Origin of the sequence: Ferruginivarius sediminum, from assembly GCF_003344765.1 — a bacterium.
Classification (GTDB): domain Bacteria; phylum Pseudomonadota; class Alphaproteobacteria; order Kiloniellales; family Rhodovibrionaceae; genus Ferruginivarius; species Ferruginivarius sediminum.
In genome coordinates, this window is sequence record NZ_QPMH01000007.1 from 124,861 (window position 1) to 139,082 (window position 14,222).

11 protein-coding genes are annotated in these 14,222 nt (G+C 66.8%); 4 read left to right on the plus strand and 7 right to left on the minus strand.

Annotated features, from left to right (window positions below):
- Nucleotide 1: 1 nt before the first annotated feature.
- From DRB17_RS09745 to tpiA, 3 genes are all read right to left on the minus strand, one after another.
- Nucleotides 2–1,630 (minus strand): CTP synthase, encoded by a 1,629-nt coding sequence (locus DRB17_RS09745; RefSeq protein WP_114582009.1) that lies wholly within the window; start codon nucleotides 1,628–1,630, stop codon nucleotides 2–4.
- A 164-nt stretch (nucleotides 1,631–1,794) separates the two neighbouring features.
- Nucleotides 1,795–2,166: a preprotein translocase subunit SecG gene (secG, locus tag DRB17_RS09750; protein WP_114582074.1), complete on the minus strand. Its 372-nt coding sequence runs from the start codon at nucleotides 2,164–2,166 to the stop codon at nucleotides 1,795–1,797.
- Between the two features lie 130 nt (nucleotides 2,167–2,296).
- The gene (gene tpiA / locus DRB17_RS09755; RefSeq protein ID WP_161958774.1) at nucleotides 2,297–3,043 is read right to left on the minus strand and encodes a triose-phosphate isomerase; all 747 of its coding nucleotides are present in this window, start codon (nucleotides 3,041–3,043) and stop codon (nucleotides 2,297–2,299) included.
- A 212-nt stretch (nucleotides 3,044–3,255) separates the two neighbouring features.
- On the opposite strand from tpiA, the gene DRB17_RS09760 reads away from it, so the two are divergent.
- Nucleotides 3,256–5,142 (plus strand): peptidyl-prolyl cis-trans isomerase, encoded by a 1,887-nt coding sequence (locus tag DRB17_RS09760; RefSeq protein WP_114582010.1) that lies wholly within the window; start codon nucleotides 3,256–3,258, stop codon nucleotides 5,140–5,142.
- 20 nt (nucleotides 5,143–5,162) lie between these two features.
- Nucleotides 5,163–6,671 carry an anthranilate synthase component I gene (gene trpE / locus DRB17_RS09765; protein ID WP_114582011.1) on the plus strand — a complete coding sequence of 503 codons (1,509 nt, stop codon included), beginning with the start codon at nucleotides 5,163–5,165 and terminating at the stop codon, nucleotides 6,669–6,671.
- Between the two features lie 175 nt (nucleotides 6,672–6,846).
- Here the strand turns inward: trpE and DRB17_RS09770 are convergent, their stop codons facing one another.
- Nucleotides 6,847–7,746 carry a LysR substrate-binding domain-containing protein gene (locus DRB17_RS09770; RefSeq protein WP_114582076.1) on the minus strand — a complete coding sequence of 300 codons (900 nt, stop codon included), beginning with the start codon at nucleotides 7,744–7,746 and terminating at the stop codon, nucleotides 6,847–6,849.
- Nucleotides 7,747–7,867: 121 nt separating this feature from the next.
- On the opposite strand from DRB17_RS09770, the gene DRB17_RS09775 reads away from it, so the two are divergent.
- Nucleotides 7,868–9,076 carry an MFS transporter gene (locus DRB17_RS09775; protein WP_114582012.1) on the plus strand — a complete coding sequence of 403 codons (1,209 nt, stop codon included), beginning with the start codon at nucleotides 7,868–7,870 and terminating at the stop codon, nucleotides 9,074–9,076.
- 89 nt (nucleotides 9,077–9,165) lie between these two features.
- Here the strand turns inward: DRB17_RS09775 and DRB17_RS09780 are convergent, their stop codons facing one another.
- The 3 genes from DRB17_RS09780 to DRB17_RS09790 form a co-directional block, all read right to left on the minus strand.
- On the minus strand, nucleotides 9,166–10,413 hold the full coding sequence (locus DRB17_RS09780) for a divergent polysaccharide deacetylase family protein (RefSeq protein ID WP_114582013.1): 1,248 nt from the start codon (nucleotides 10,411–10,413) through the stop codon (nucleotides 9,166–9,168).
- A gap of 86 nt (nucleotides 10,414–10,499) precedes the next feature.
- The gene (gene cueR, locus DRB17_RS09785) at nucleotides 10,500–10,937 is read right to left on the minus strand and encodes a Cu(I)-responsive transcriptional regulator (protein WP_114582014.1); all 438 of its coding nucleotides are present in this window, start codon (nucleotides 10,935–10,937) and stop codon (nucleotides 10,500–10,502) included.
- Nucleotides 10,934–13,456, minus strand: a complete 2,523-nt coding sequence (locus tag DRB17_RS09790) for a heavy metal translocating P-type ATPase (RefSeq protein ID WP_114582015.1) — start codon at nucleotides 13,454–13,456, stop codon at nucleotides 10,934–10,936. Before DRB17_RS09790 ends, cueR begins: the two co-directional genes overlap by 4 nt.
- A gap of 173 nt (nucleotides 13,457–13,629) precedes the next feature.
- Here DRB17_RS09790 and DRB17_RS09795 point away from each other — a divergent pair, with 173 nt between their 5' ends.
- A complete protein-coding gene (locus DRB17_RS09795; protein ID WP_114582016.1) occupies nucleotides 13,630–14,211 on the plus strand; it encodes an anthranilate synthase component II in 582 nt (193 codons plus the stop codon).
- Nucleotides 14,212–14,222: the final 11 nt, after the last annotated feature.

Below are 14,222 nucleotides of genomic sequence, written 5' to 3' on the forward strand. Positions count from 1 at the left end.
GCTACATCAATCGCGACTGTTCGACCGCCGCATGGATGAACGACGTGAACAGCGGGTGTGGATCGAAGGGCTTGGACTTCAACTCGGGATGGAACTGAACGCCGATGTACCAGGGATGGCCGGGAAGCTCGACGATCTCCGGAAGCTCGCCGTCCGGCGACATGCCCGAGAAATGCAGCCCGGCTCGCTCCAGAACCTCGCGATAGTTGACGTTCACCTCATAGCGATGGCGGTGACGCTCGCTGATCTCGCTCGCGCCATAGATCGAGGCAACCCGGCTGTTGGCCGCCAGTTGCGCGGGATAGGCGCCCAGGCGCATCGTGCCGCCCTTCTCGGAATGGAGGTTGCGCCGCTCCACGACGTTGCCGCGCGTCCACTCCGTCAGCAGGCCGACGATGGGGTCCTCGCATGGCCCGAACTCGGTCGAGCCGGCGGCACTCAGCCCGGCGAGATCGCGCGCCGCCTCGATCACGGCCATCTGCATGCCGAAGCAGATGCCGAAGTAAGGCACGTTGCGCTCGCGCGCGAAGCGTGCGGCGGCGATCTTCCCTTCCGCGCCGCGCTCGCCAAAGCCGCCGGGAATCAGGATGCCGTTCACGTCCTCCAGGTAGGTCGCGGCGTCGTCGCGCTCAAAGATCTCCGCGTCCAGCCAGTTCACGTTGACGCGCACGTTGTTCGCGATGCCGCCGTGCGCCAACGCCTCGGCCAGCGACTTGTAGCTGTCCAGCAGGCTCGTGTACTTGCCGACGACGCCGATGGTGACCTCGCCATCCGGATGCCGAACGCTTTCCATCACCCGGTCCCAGGTCGACAGATCCGGCGTCGGCGCCTCGTCGATCTCGAAGTGGCGGCAGACCTCGTCGTCCAGCCCTTCTTCGTGATAGCTGCGCGGCACCGCGTAGATGCTGTCGACGTCCAGCGCCTGGATCACGGCCTGCTCGCGGATATTACAGAACAGCGCGATCTTGCGGCGGGAATCGCGGCCGATGGGCTGCTCCGCCCGGCAAACCACCATATCCGGCTGAATGCCCACGCCCAGAAGCTCCTTCACGGAGTGCTGTGTCGGCTTCGTCTTCAATTCCCCGGCGGAGGCGATATAGGGCACCAGGGTGAGGTGCAGGAACAGGCTGCGCGAACGGCCCAGTTCGTTGCCGAGTTGACGGATCGCCTCCAGGAACGGCAGTCCCTCGATGTCGCCGACGGTGCCGCCGATCTCGCAAATGACGAAATCCTCGTCGGCCACGTCGGCGTAGATGAACTCCTTGATGGCGTCGGTAACGTGCGGAATCACCTGCACCGTGGCGCCCAGATAATCGCCGCGGCGCTCGCGCGCTAGCACCTTCCAGTAGATCTGGCCGGTGGTGACGTTGTCGCTGTTGCGCGAGGGTACGCCGGTGAAGCGCTCGTAGTGGCCCAGGTCCAGGTCCGTCTCGGCGCCGTCGTCGGTGACGTACACCTCGCCATGCTGGTACGGGCTCATCGTGCCCGGATCGACGTTCAGGTAGGGATCGAGCTTGCGCAGGCGGACCTTGAAGCCGCGCGCCTGCAGCAATGCCCCCAGCGCCGCGGAGCAGAGACCCTTACCAAGAGAGGATACAACGCCGCCGGTGATAAAGATGAATCGCGTCATGGACCGACACTATGGCTCCAAGCCGGAATGCGGGCAAGCGCCTTAAACGACCTGCCTGCCACGCCGCGTGCAGCGGCGCGATGCATATCCGGATTCCTGTTGTCGCTGTTGGTTGCGAGACGTCGTCCGCGAAGGCGTGCCCGCTCTGCTGAACCTTGATCTTGCTATTGAACGGGAACGTCCGGCGTTTCCTCGCCCGACCCCGCACCAGGCTCCGGCGAGGTTTCCGCGCCACCAGCGGCCGGCGCCGCCGGTGCCTCCGATTCGGGAATCTGGTCCAGGATCGAGCGCTGCTCCCCACCGCCGGCGAAGATGGTGAGGACCATCGACGTCGCCATGAACAGCGCGGCCAGCACTGCCGTCGTGCGGGTCAGAAGATTCGCCGTGCCGCGCCCGCCGAGGAAGCCGCCGAGGCCGGAACCGCCGCCGCTGCCGCCGCCGATACCCAGGCCGCCGCCCTCGCTGGGCTGGAGCAGCACGAGGATCACCAGCGCGATGGCGATCAGCAGGTGGATAACCAGTAGAACCGTCGTCATAAGGTCCGCCGTTTTGCCCTTGCATTCATGCATGCCGCCAAAGCCGGCACACACCTTGATGTCGGATCGCTGGGCGCGGTTCTAAAGCCTTGCGCCACGGATTTCCAGAGCCGATCGCACCCGGCGCTGGCTATGCCGCCGCCTCGCCAATCCCCCAGAAATCGTCCAGCTTCAGGCTGGCGCCGCCGACGAGCGCCCCGTCGACGTCCGGCGTGCGCAGCAGTTCGCCCGCGTTGCCCGGCTTCACCGAGCCGCCATAGAGCAGCCGCACGCCCCTGCCGGCTTCGCCATAGCGGTGCGCCAGAAGGCCGCGGATATGGCCGTGCGCCTGCTCCACATCCGCCGGCGTCGCCGTCTTGCCCGTTCCGATGGCCCACACCGGCTCATAGGCGACGACCAGTCCCTCCGGGCATGCATCAGGCAGGGAATCGGCAAGCTGTTCCTCCAGCACCGCGAGGGTCTTGCCAGCAACACGCTGCCTCTCGCATTCGCCGACGCAGACAATGGGCTTCAGTCCCGCCCGCGCGGCCGCCTCGGCCTTGCCGCGGACGAGTTCGCTGCGTTCGCCGTGGCCATGGCGGCGCTCGGAGTGGCCGACGATGACATAGGCGCAGCCAAGGTCGCGCAGCATGTCGGCGGCAATGTCGCCGGTATAGGCTCCCTGCCCCTGTGGATGGCAGTCCTGGGCGCCCAGCGCGACGCTAGTCCCCTCCAGGGCCTCGCCCACCGGGGCCAACAGCGTGAATGGCGGACAGACCAGCCACTCGACATCCGGCCCGCTGGCGGCAGCCCGCTCCGCCAATCCACGCGCCAGTGCCTCGCCCTGGGCACGAAGCCCGTTCATCTTCCAGTTCCCGGCGATCAGCTTTCGGGACACGATGCTGCCTCCACTCCTCCTGGTGATCGCGCGGGGGATAGCACAGGCCACCGCACGGTGCCAGTGCCCCCCGCGTCCCGCCCGGTGATCCCGCTTCCCGCATTGCGTGTTGCTCCCCGGCTGCCTCGTTCCTAATATGCCGCCGCACCGGCCGGCAGGTCGGCGACGTCACAAGGAACTCCGCCTCACCAACGAAGGGCCTGAACCGTATCATGCAATCCGGCCTACGCCGCACAGTCGCCAAGTGGACAACCGTCGCCCTCTTCGGCCTGCTGATCGCCAGTTTCGCGCTTTGGGGGATCGGCGATATCTTCCGTGGCGGCGCCCAGGGCACCGCGGTCATGCAAGTCGGTGACGCGGAGATCTCCCAGAACGAGTTCGCGCGCACCTTCCAGCGCGAGTTCAGCCGGGTTCGCCAGCGCCTGGGCGGCGAACTGGATATCGAGACCGCCAAGAGCATGGGGCTGGTGGATCAGATCGTACGCCAGACCATTACGCGCGAGTTGTTCACGCAGCAGGCAAAGGACATGGGCCTGCTCGTCGCCGACGAGCAGGTCGTGCAGGAAATCCGCCAGCAGCCCAGCTTCCAGAACTCCACCGGCGGCTTCGACCGGCGGGTGTTCGAGACCACACTGCGCCGCGCCGGCTACAGCGAAGCCCAGTACGTCGATGAGGTGCGCGGCAACATCCATCGCCAGCGCCTGGTCGAGACGGCCACGGGTGGCCTTCGCGTACCGGAGGCGTTGGCGGCGACGTTGTACCGCTACCGCAACGAAAAGCGCGTCGCCACCTACGCCGAGATCGAACGCGACAGCTTCAAGGCCGACGAGCCGAGCGAGAGCGAGCTTCGCACCTATTACGAAGAGAACGGCGACGCCTTCATGGCGCCGGCATACCGCGAGGTCACGCTGGTCCACCTGAAGGCCGACGACCTTCTCGATGAGGTGCAGGTAACCGAGGAGGACCTGCGGGAGGCGTACGAGAGCCGTAAATCCAGTCTCGGCTCGCCCGAACGCCGCCACATCGAACAGATCGTCTTCGACGACAAGGCAAAGGCCGAAGCGGCCGCGGAACGTGCGCACGGCGGCGAGGATTTCGCGGCCGTGGCGGAGGATATGACCGGCCAGGCACCCATTGATCTCGGCGCCAGCACGCGCGAGGACATGCTGCCGGGTCTTGTCGATTCGGTGTTCGCCCTCTCGGAGGGCGACGTCAGCGCCCCCATCGAGACCACCCTTGGCTGGCACATCGTCAAGGTCAACAAGGTGGAGGAAGGTTCCAGCCCTTCGTTCGAGGAGGCGCGCGACCAGCTTCGCAAGGACCTGGCGCGGAACAAGGCCGTCGACAGCCTGGTGGAGCTTGCCAACCGGCTGGATGACAGTCTTGCCGGCGGTGCGCGCCTGGAAGAAGCTGCCGCCGAAGTCGGTGCCGAACTCCGCCATATCCCCGCAATCAGCCGCGACGGGAATACCCCGGACGGGAACGCGGTGGAAAACCTGCCGGAGAAGCAGACCTTCCTGGAAACGGCCTTCAACACACCCGAGGGACAGCAGAGCCTTCTGCGCGAAACCGCTGCCGGGGACTACTTCGTCCTGCGCGTGGACGGCGTGACCCCGGAGCAGCGCCGGCCCTTCGCAGAGGTCGAGGAGAAGGTGCGCGAGCGCTTCCTGCGCGACGCCCGCCAGGAGAAGGCCCGCGATCTGGCACAAACCATCGTGAAGTCAGTAGAGGGCGGCGCCAGTTTGGCCCAGGCGGCCAAGACAGCCGGCTTGCAGACACAGACGAGCAAACCGCTTGGTCGGCGACCGTCGCCGGAATCCTCGCCGGCGGAGCTGGCGATTGCCGGCGCGCTGTTCGAGCTCAAGCCGGGCGAGGCGACGACGAGCAGCACCGAGAAGGGTGTCGTCGTGGCGGCGCTGAGCGAAATCCAGAAGGCCGATCCCTCGGCTCATCCCAGCGAGGTCGAAAGCCTGCGCCAGCAAGTCGCCCAGTCGATGCGCAACGACCTTCTCTCGCAGTTCGCCAACTCGCTACAGCAGATGCACGAGGTGCAGGTGAACCGCGGCCGCCTCGAGCAGGTCGTGAACCGCTTCCAATAAGCGCCGGTCAACGCGTCGACATGAACACCACCCCCGATTTCGCGGCGTTCGCCGAATCCTATGATGCGGGTCGGCCGCAGGTCGTCCGCACCAGCCTGATCGCCGATCTGGAAACCCCCGTTTCCGCCTTCCTCAAGCTGGCGGACGGACAGCCCAACACCTTCCTGTTCGAATCCGTGGAGGGAAGCGCACACATCGGCCGCTATTCCTTCATCGCCATGAAACCCGACGTGATTTGGCGCTGCCAGCGCGGCGAAGCGTCGGTCAACCGCAAGGCCCGATACGACGCGACCGCGTTTGAGCCGCTTGAGGGACATCCGCTGGACACGCTGCGCGCGCTGCAGGCGGAGTCGCGCATCGACCTTCCAGAGGGCACCCCACCCATGGCCGCCTCGCTGATCGGCTACATGGGCTATGACGCGGTCCGGCTGATGGAACGGATCCCCGACGAGAACCCCGACGTCCTGGGCGTACCGGATGCGATCTTCGTGCGGCCGACAGTGACGGCGGTGTTCGACCGGATCGAGGATCAGGTCACCGTATTCTCGCCCGTCTATCCCGAAGCCGGCTTGAGCGCGGAGCAGGCGTGGAACCGGGCCTGCGAGCGCCTGGCCGACACGGTGCGCGACTTCGAACGCTCCCTGCCCTACCGGCGCGAGCGGGTGGAGCTCGACGCGAAGCTGCCGGAGCCGACCTCGAACATGTCGCGCGAAGCCTTCCACAAGATGGTCGAGCGTGCGAAGGAGTACATCTACGCCGGCGACATCTTCCAGGTCGTGCCTTCGCAGCGTTTCAACCTACCCTTCGAACTGCCGCCGTTCGCGCTCTATCGCGCGCTGCGCCGACTGAACCCGTCGCCGTTCCTGTTCTTCGCCCAGTTCGAGGATTTCGCCATTGTCGGCTCCAGCCCGGAGATCCTGGTGCGTCTGCGCGAGGATACGGTCACAATCCGGCCCATTGCCGGCACGCGCAAGCGCGGCGCGACCCCGGCGGAAGACAAGGCATTGGCGGAGGACCTGCTCTCCGATCCCAAGGAGCTGGCGGAGCACCTGATGCTGCTCGACCTCGGCCGCAATGACGTCGGCCGGGTCGCCCGGACGGGAACGGTGACCGTCACGGAAAAGATGGTGATCGAGAACTACAGCCACGTCATGCACATCGTCTCCAACGTGGAGGGCCGGCTCGACCCGCGCCACGACGCGATGGATGCCCTTGTGGCCGGGTTTCCGGCGGGCACCGTGTCGGGCGCCCCGAAGGTGCGGGCGATGGAGATCATCGACGAGCTGGAGCCGGAACGCCGCGGTATCTATGCCGGTGCGGTCGGCTATTTCGGTGCCGGCGGCGACATGGACACCTGCATCGCGCTGCGCACCGCCGTCATCAAGGACGGCAAGATGTACGTGCAGGCCGGCGGCGGCGTGGTGGCCGACAGCGATCCGGAGGCCGAGTTCCAGGAAAGCTGCAACAAGGCCCGCGCCCTGATCCGCGCCGCCGAAGAGGCCATGCGCTTCGCCGCCGGCGGGCGCTAAATGTCAGTTCCCGCTCGAACGTCTACCACGCGAGCGTTCCGGCCAACCCGTCCGGCTTGGTCGTGCCCTGAATCCGCCGCACGCTGGAGGTGGTGGCTCGGACCTCGTCAGGCGACCGGGTCCAGCCGGGAGTCGGCTCGGTAATCCTCTGACGACCGGGCGACCGCGTAGGCAGCTATTCCCCCGCAAGCGCGAACGTCGCCGAATATGGGCGCTGGGCGGGGCGTTCGCGCAGGGTCTCGACAATAACTCGCACGAAGGTCGCGACCGGCCCACTCGCTTCGTCGGCGGCGCGATAGAGCAGCACATCCATCTCCGGCAGCGGCGGAAAGCCCCGCTCAGGCCCGAGGGTACGCCAGCCGGATGGCAGCGCACTCAACGGCGTCGCGGTGACCGCAAGGCCGGCTGAGACTGCGACGTCCAGCCCATCGCGGCTCGAACTGTTGTAGGCGTGGCGCCAGCCTCGCCCGGCGGCGGTCAGCGCCTTGAGCGCCGCATCGCGATAGATGCAGCCCGGCCCAAAGAGGGCTAGCGGCAGCGGGTCGAGTTCGTCGACCGCCGAGTCGCGCGCGGCGGCCCAGACCAGCGGCTCGCGGCACAGCACCTCGCCGCCCCTGTGCCCACAGGACTGGGTCACCAATGCGAGGTCGAGTTCGCCGTGCTCGAGCGCGGTCAGCGCCTCCCAGCTGCGGTCGCAGCGAATCTCCAGCTCGACCAACGGATAGGCCTCTGCAAAGCGCGACAGGATCGGTGGCAGCAGGCACATGGTGGTGTCGGTGGCGCCAAGCCGGACCCGCCCCTGCAGCGACGGTCGGCCGAAAGCCGCAAGCGCCTCATCGTTGAGGCGCAGCAGGCGCTGGGCATAGCGCCGGAAGGCTTCACCGTCGGCGGTGAGGCGCACCACGCGCTTGTTGCGCTCAAAAAGCCGGGTGCCGACCAGCGACTCCAAGCGCTTCACCTGCATGCTGACCGCCGACTGCGTGCGCATGAGGCGCTCGGCCGCGAGCGTGAAATGACGGCACTCCGCGACCGCGACGAAGGCTCGCAGCAGCTCGATATTAAGGTTGGCAGTCATGGCATAACTCATCACAATACGTGATTAGACCATCATATTAATTCGTTTTTCAGATTGAAAGGCCCCTGTCAGCATCGTGTTTCCGGAGGCCGCTCGGCCGCCACCAATGAGGGAGCGCTTTATGTCGCGATCGGTGTGGCTCGTCGTGCTCTGCAGCGGCACGGTCCTGGGGCTGGTGCTCGGCGTCCGCCACAGCCTCGGTCTGTTCCTCACCCCCATCTCGGTCGAACTCGACATGGGGTTCGGAGTGTTCGCCCTCGCCCTCGGCCTCATGAACCTGGTGTGGGGGCTGATTTCGCCTTTCGCCGGCGCCATCGCCGATCGCCATGGCGCGGGGCGTGTGGTGGTCGTGGGTGGACTGTGCTACGCGGCCGGTCTCCTGCTGCTCACCGTGAGCGGCGACGGTGAGCAACTCCTGCTGGGCGGCATCCTGATCGGCCTCGGCTTGAGCGGCGGCGGCTTCTCGGTGGTGCTCGGCGCGGCGGGACGCGCGGCCCCGCCCGAGCACCGCAGCAAGGCTCTCGGCATCGTGACGATGGTCGGCTCGCTCGGGCAGTTCGTGGCGCTGCCGTTCATGCACGCGATGATCGGCGGCTTGGGCTGGGGCGCGAGCCTCATGGTGGCGGCCGCCATCATGCTGGTAATGGTGCCGCTTGCCAGCGGGGTCGCCGGCCGTCCAACGGGGGGAGCGGAGGGTGGCCAGACCCTTCGCGAGGCGCTCGCCGAGGCCCGCGACGAACGCGGCTTCTGGCTGCTCAACGCCGGTTTCTTCGTGTGCGGCTTCCACCTCGCTTTCGTTGGCGTGCACCTGCCTTCCTATCTCGCTAACCAGGGCTTTGCGTCCTGGCTGGCGGCCACCGGTCTCACTCTGGTCGGCCTCTTCAACGCCGTGGGCAGCTATATCTTCGGGGCGCTTGGCGGGCGCTATTCCAAGAAGACGATGCTGAGCCTGCTCTATCTCTCGCGCGCGGCAATCTTTCTCGCTTTCCTGGTGGTGCCGCTCACGGAAGCGAGCGTGCTGATCTTCAGTGCGGTGATCGGCTTCGTGTGGCTCGGCACCGTGCCGCTCACCAGCGGCCTGGTCGCGACCATTTTCGGCACCACCTACCTCTCGACGCTGTTCGGTATCGTTTTCGTGAGCCATCAGATCGGCAGCTTCTTCGGTTCCTGGCTCGGCGGCTTCGTCTTTGATACGGTCGGTTCCTACGAGGTGATGTGGTGGGTCAACGTGGCGCTCGCCCTGCTCTCGGCGGCGCTCCATTGGCCAATCGCCGAGCGCCCGAAGCCGCGCCTCGCGGCCGCGCAGAGCGCGCAACGGAGGGTGGCGTGAACGCAGATCGCTTAAAGGCAGGTGCAGCGGTCGCCGTGCTGATTGTGTTGACCAGTGCGATCTATCTCATTGCCTAGATCATCATCTAGTTACCGGGACCTGGAGGTCTGCCCGTCAAGACGTGCGATGTCCTTGCCGCCGCGCCCGCCCTGGACCAGTGCGCTGATCGGGACCAGCGTGAAGCCGCGCTCCGGCGCATCTTGCAGCCAGTCCCGAAGGACCGCGATGGTTTCGTCGTGGGGATGGCCGATGGCCACGGCGTAGCCCTGCTCTCTCGCCAGGCGCTCGGTCACGGCAAGCTGTTGGCGGATCGCCGCCTCGTCGCGCTCGTTGTCCAGGAAGACGTCCCTGATCGTATAAGGGACGCCCGCCTGCCGCGCTGCCCGCCCCGCCACGGTTTCCGCGGCCGTCACTGAATCCAGGAACAGCAGTCCCCGTCGGCGGAGTTCCTTCGTAACGATGTCCATGCCGGCGCGATCCGCCGTGAAGGCGCTGCCCATGTGGTTGTTGATACCGACATAGCCGGGGAACCGCGAAAGTCCCCACGTCAGGCGGGCCAGCAACTCATCCTGGGACAAGCCGCTTCGCAGCACCTTGGGGCCGGGGTCCGTTTCCGGATCGTTTGGCTGCATCGGCACGTGCACCATCAATTCATGCCCGGCTGCCCGCGCCTGTTCCGTCAGGCTCTCCACCTTCGGCGCGTAGGTCATGAAGGCCAGCGTCAGCGGGGTCGGCAGGTCGATGGCTGCCCACGCATTGCTGCGATTGAGACCAAGGTCGTCGATGACGATGGCAATCCGCGGACTATCGCCGCCTGGTCCGCGCACTGTCCTGATGGCGTTGCGTTCCCATGCGGCCGCTCCCCGCGGTGACGGTGGCGCAGTCTTGTCGGACACCGACGAGCTGTCCATGTCCGTTTCGGGTGCCGGCTGGAACGCGGCGACGGGCGGTTCCGAATCGGTCTCGCCGGAGCGGGAGTCTTGCGCCGGCGCCTCGCTGGCGTACGCATCGGCCTCCGCCATTTCCCGCAATGGCGGTTGCGCATTGGAGGGTCGGGCCGTCGACGCTGTGCGGTCCGCTTCCGCGCCCGCCGAGCGACCGGCAGCGGCCGGCCCGGGCTGCTCAATCGTGGCGCCGGAGGCTATATCCGCCAGCTTGGCTTCTTCGCTCGACGGCGCGCCGAAATAAAACCCGCCGGCCAGCCCCAGCAGAACGCCGATGACAAACACGCTTCCGCCGGCGGCCAGGAGTCGCCGGCGGGCCTGTTTCTGCTGCGCCTCGCGTTTCATCTGACGCGCCCAGGCGCGCTTGCGGGCATTCGAGATCTGCTGCCCCATCCGCCATTCCAATCAGACTCGACGGCGTAAGTCTAACAGAGACATGCAGCACATGGTTAACAGCGTGCATAGCGCTGGCGATATTTTCAGCCTGCGAAGTCCTTGATGCGGCGGCTCTTGTGTTCGGCCTCGGCTTCGTCGCCGGCCAGATCGGCCAGTATCGGGCACTCCGGCCTTTCGTCGCCGTGACAGCGCTGCATGAGATGCTCAAGCGTCTCGCGCATGCTTTGAAGTTCCGCCATGCGCTGATCGATCTCGGCAAGGTGTTCGCGCGCAAGCGCCTTGACGTCCGCGCTGCTGCGGTCGCGGTCGCGCCACAGGGCCAGCAGGTTCGCGACCTGCTTGACCGAGAAGCCCAGGTTCCGGGCCCGCTGGATGAAGCGCAGGGTCTGCACATCCCGGTCATCGTAGGTCCGGTAACCGCTGGCCGTCCTGCTGGCCGGCGCGATCAGCCCGATACTCTCGTAGTACCGGATCGTCTTCGCCGGAACGCAGGTCTTCTTTGCTGCCTGTCCGATGTTCATGCCGATCGCGCTTCCCGGGTTTTCCGGTTGTCACGGTAAAGCAGCAAGGAATTGGTGGCCACCGAGACCGAGGACAATGCCATCGCGGCACCGGCGACGACCGGGCTCAGCAAGCCGGCGGCGGCCAGCGGGATGGCGACGACGTTGTAGACGAAGGCCCAGAACAGATTCTGGCGGATTTTGACGAAGGTGCGCGCGCTCAGCCGGATCGCCTGCGCCACCAGCCGTGGCTCGCCGCGCATCAGGGCGATCCCCGCCGTCTTCAGCGCGACATCCGTGCCATTGCCCATGGCCAGGCCGACATCCGCCGCGGCCAGCGCCGGCGCGTCGTTGACGCCGTCGCCAACCATCGCCACCACCTCGCCATTCCCGCGAAGCCGCCGGACCTCCGCCGCCTTGTCTTCCGGCAGGACATCCGCCAACACCCGCTCAATGCCCACCTGCCGCGCAATGGCCTCGGCGGCGCGGCGGTTGTCGCCGGTCAGCAGCACCGGGGCGATCCCCGCCGCCTTCAGCTCTGCAATCGCCTCGCCGACGCCGGGTTTCAGAACATCGCCGAGGGCGATCACGCCCAGCAGAGGCGGCATGGCGCCGCGCTCGCCGATCCAGGCAACCGACCAGCCCTGATCCTCGAAGCGCCGCGCCGCCGCCTCGCCGGCGGCCGGGTCGATGTGCAGCTCCGTCATCAGGCGCCGATTGCCGATAACGATCTCGCGCCCCGCGACACGCGCCAGTACGCCCCTGCCGGCGACATTGCGGAACGCCTCCGGTTCGCTCAGGGAAAGGCCTTCCTCCTCCGCGCGCCGGACAATGGCCGCAGCCAGGGGATGGCCGCTGCCGCGCTGGACGGAGCCGGCCAGGCGCAACAATTCGCTTTCCTCGGCATTGAGCGCGACCACGTCACGAACCTTGGGCCGGCCTTCGGTGATCGTTCCGGTCTTGTCGAAGATCACGGTCGTGACCTCCCTCGCCCGTTCCAGCGCTTCGGCGTCCTTGATCAGCACGCCGCGCCGCGCGGCAAGCCCCGTGCCGACCATGATCGCCGTTGGCGTCGCCAGCCCCAACGCGCATGGGCAGGCGATGACCAGCACGGCGACCGCGTTCAGGAGCGCGACCTCGGCGGACGCACCGGCTCCCCACCAGGCTGTGAAGGTCCCGGCAGCCACGACGACCACGGCCGGGACGAAAACCGAGGCAACCTTGTCGACAAGGCGCTGCACCGGCGGCTTCGACGCCTGCGCCGACTGCACCAGGTCGATGATGCGCGCCAGCATCGACTGCCCGCCGACGGCCGTCGTCTCGACGCGCAGCAGGCCGTCGCCGCTGTTGATCGATCCCCCTATGACATCGGCACCGGCGCCCTTGTCCACCGGCAGGCTTTCACCAGTGACAAGGCTCTCGTCCGCCTGGCTGTCGCCCGAGATGACCTTGCCGTCGACGGGGATGCGCTCACCCGGCCGGACGATGACGACATCGCCGACACGCACCCGGTCCGTGGGAAGACTGATCGTTTCGCCGTCCCACTCGACACGCGCCTCCTCGGGGCGGAGATTCATCAGGGCACGCACCGCCGCTCCGGCTTGGCGGGTGGCGCGCTGCTCCAGGATACGGCCCAGCAGGACCAGCGTGATGACCGCCGCCGAGGCTTCGTAGTAAAGCCCCTGCCCCGCGTTGCCGGGGATAAGCGTGTTGTAGAGGCTGAGCCCGAATGCCGAAGTGGTCCCCAGGGCGACGAGCGTATCCATGTTCCCCGTCATGTGCCTCAGGGCGGGCCACGCCGAGCGGTAGAACCGCCAGCCACCGAAGACTTGCACGGGCGCCGCCAGCGCAAGCTGCAGCATCGGCGGAAGATGTCCCTGAACGCCGAATAGCGGAAACGCCATCTGCGCTACCAGCGGCAGCGTCAGCGCCGCCATCAGCGCGAACATGCACCATTCTCGCCGACTCTTGCGCTGCTCTCGCGCGGCCTCGGCCGCCTGATCCGCCTCCGCCTGCGTGGGCTCGGCCGCATAGCCGGCCCTGCGCACTGCGTCGACGAGTCGCTCGGCTGGAACCTCGCGGTCCAGACTGACCCGCGCGCGGTGGTTCGCCAGATTGACGGAGGCAGCGGTTACCCCCTCAACCCCCGTCAGCGCCTTCTCCACACTTGCGACGCAGGACGCACAGGTCATCCCGTCGATGGACAGGTCGTGAAACCGCTCCGAAGCCCCCGATGCACCGGAGACCGGCGCCGAATCCTCGTGGGACGCGGCAGCCTGCGCTGGCCGTGCGTATTCAGGGGTGCCGAAACCGGCCTCGCGGACGGCGGCGGCCAGAGCCGCCGGATCGGGCGCGTCGCCCTTGAGGGAAACCCGTGCCAGCCCTTGCGTATGGTCGACATCGAGGACAGCGACGCCGGGCAATGCCTCCAGCGTACGCGTCACCTTGCCGGCGCAGCCGCCACAGCGCATTCCGGACACCGCAAGGCTCAGCACATTTTCTCCGGCCGTAAGGCTGGCCGGGTCATCGGCCACCGACATTCCCGATTCCCCCATTCATGAGACCGGAACTCAGATAGGGTTTCCAGTGACTGGAAGGTCAAGAGGTGGGAATTGGGAACACCCCGGCTTGCTTTCGTTCTCCGGACGCCCTTGATATAAGACACGCAGCCGGTATCGGCGCCCACATCAAGAACGCGACGCAAGCCCCTGACATGTTTCTCCTGATCGATAACTACGACAGCTTCGTCTACAACCTGTACCACTATCTTGGCGAGCTGGGCGCCACCGTGGAGGTCCGGCGGAACGACGCCATCACCGTCGACGATATCCGCGCCATGAAGCCGCAAGGCATCGTGATCTCGCCCGGTCCCTGCGACCCGGACCGCGCGGGTATCTGCCTGGACGTCGTGCGAAGGCTGGCTGAGGAGATGCCGATCCTGGGCGTCTGCCTTGGGCATCAGACGATCGGCCAATCCTTCGGCGGGCGCATCGGCCGGGCGCCGGCCCCGATGCACGGCAAGGTCAGCGAAATCAGGCACGCCGGTGCCGGCGTCTTCGCCGACATTCCCAGCCCGCTTTCGGCAACGCGCTACCACTCGCTCACCATCGACCGCGAAGGGTTTCCCGAGGAGACCCTGGAGATCACGGCGGAGACGGACGATGGCGTAATCATGGGCCTGCGCCACCGGTCGCTGCCGCTGCACGGCGTGCAATTCCATCCCGAGAGCATCGCCTCCGAGCACGGCCACCAGCTCCTGCGGAATTTCCTGCGTTTGGCCGGACATAACGCATAAGCCCAAAAGGA

Bases quoted from the DNA above. Each gene is read 5' to 3' on its own strand.
- DRB17_RS09745 (WP_114582009.1), bottom strand. From the start codon at position 1,630: ATGACGCGATTCATCTTTATCACCGGCGGCGTTGTATCCTCTCTTGGT.
- secG (WP_114582074.1), bottom strand. From the start codon at position 2,166: ATGACGACGGTTCTACTGGTTATCCACCTGCTGATCGCCATCGCGCTG.
- DRB17_RS09760 (WP_114582010.1), top strand. From the start codon at position 3,256: ATGCAATCCGGCCTACGCCGCACAGTCGCCAAGTGGACAACCGTCGCC.
- trpE (WP_114582011.1), top strand. From the start codon at position 5,163: ATGAACACCACCCCCGATTTCGCGGCGTTCGCCGAATCCTATGATGCG.
- DRB17_RS09770 (WP_114582076.1), bottom strand. From the start codon at position 7,746: ATGACTGCCAACCTTAATATCGAGCTGCTGCGAGCCTTCGTCGCGGTC.
- DRB17_RS09775 (WP_114582012.1), top strand. From the start codon at position 7,868: ATGTCGCGATCGGTGTGGCTCGTCGTGCTCTGCAGCGGCACGGTCCTG.
- DRB17_RS09780 (WP_114582013.1), bottom strand. From the start codon at position 10,413: ATGGGGCAGCAGATCTCGAATGCCCGCAAGCGCGCCTGGGCGCGTCAG.
- cueR (WP_114582014.1), bottom strand. From the start codon at position 10,937: ATGAACATCGGACAGGCAGCAAAGAAGACCTGCGTTCCGGCGAAGACG.
- DRB17_RS09790 (WP_114582015.1), bottom strand. From the start codon at position 13,456: ATGTCGGTGGCCGATGACCCGGCCAGCCTTACGGCCGGAGAAAATGTG.
- DRB17_RS09795 (WP_114582016.1), top strand. From the start codon at position 13,630: ATGTTTCTCCTGATCGATAACTACGACAGCTTCGTCTACAACCTGTAC.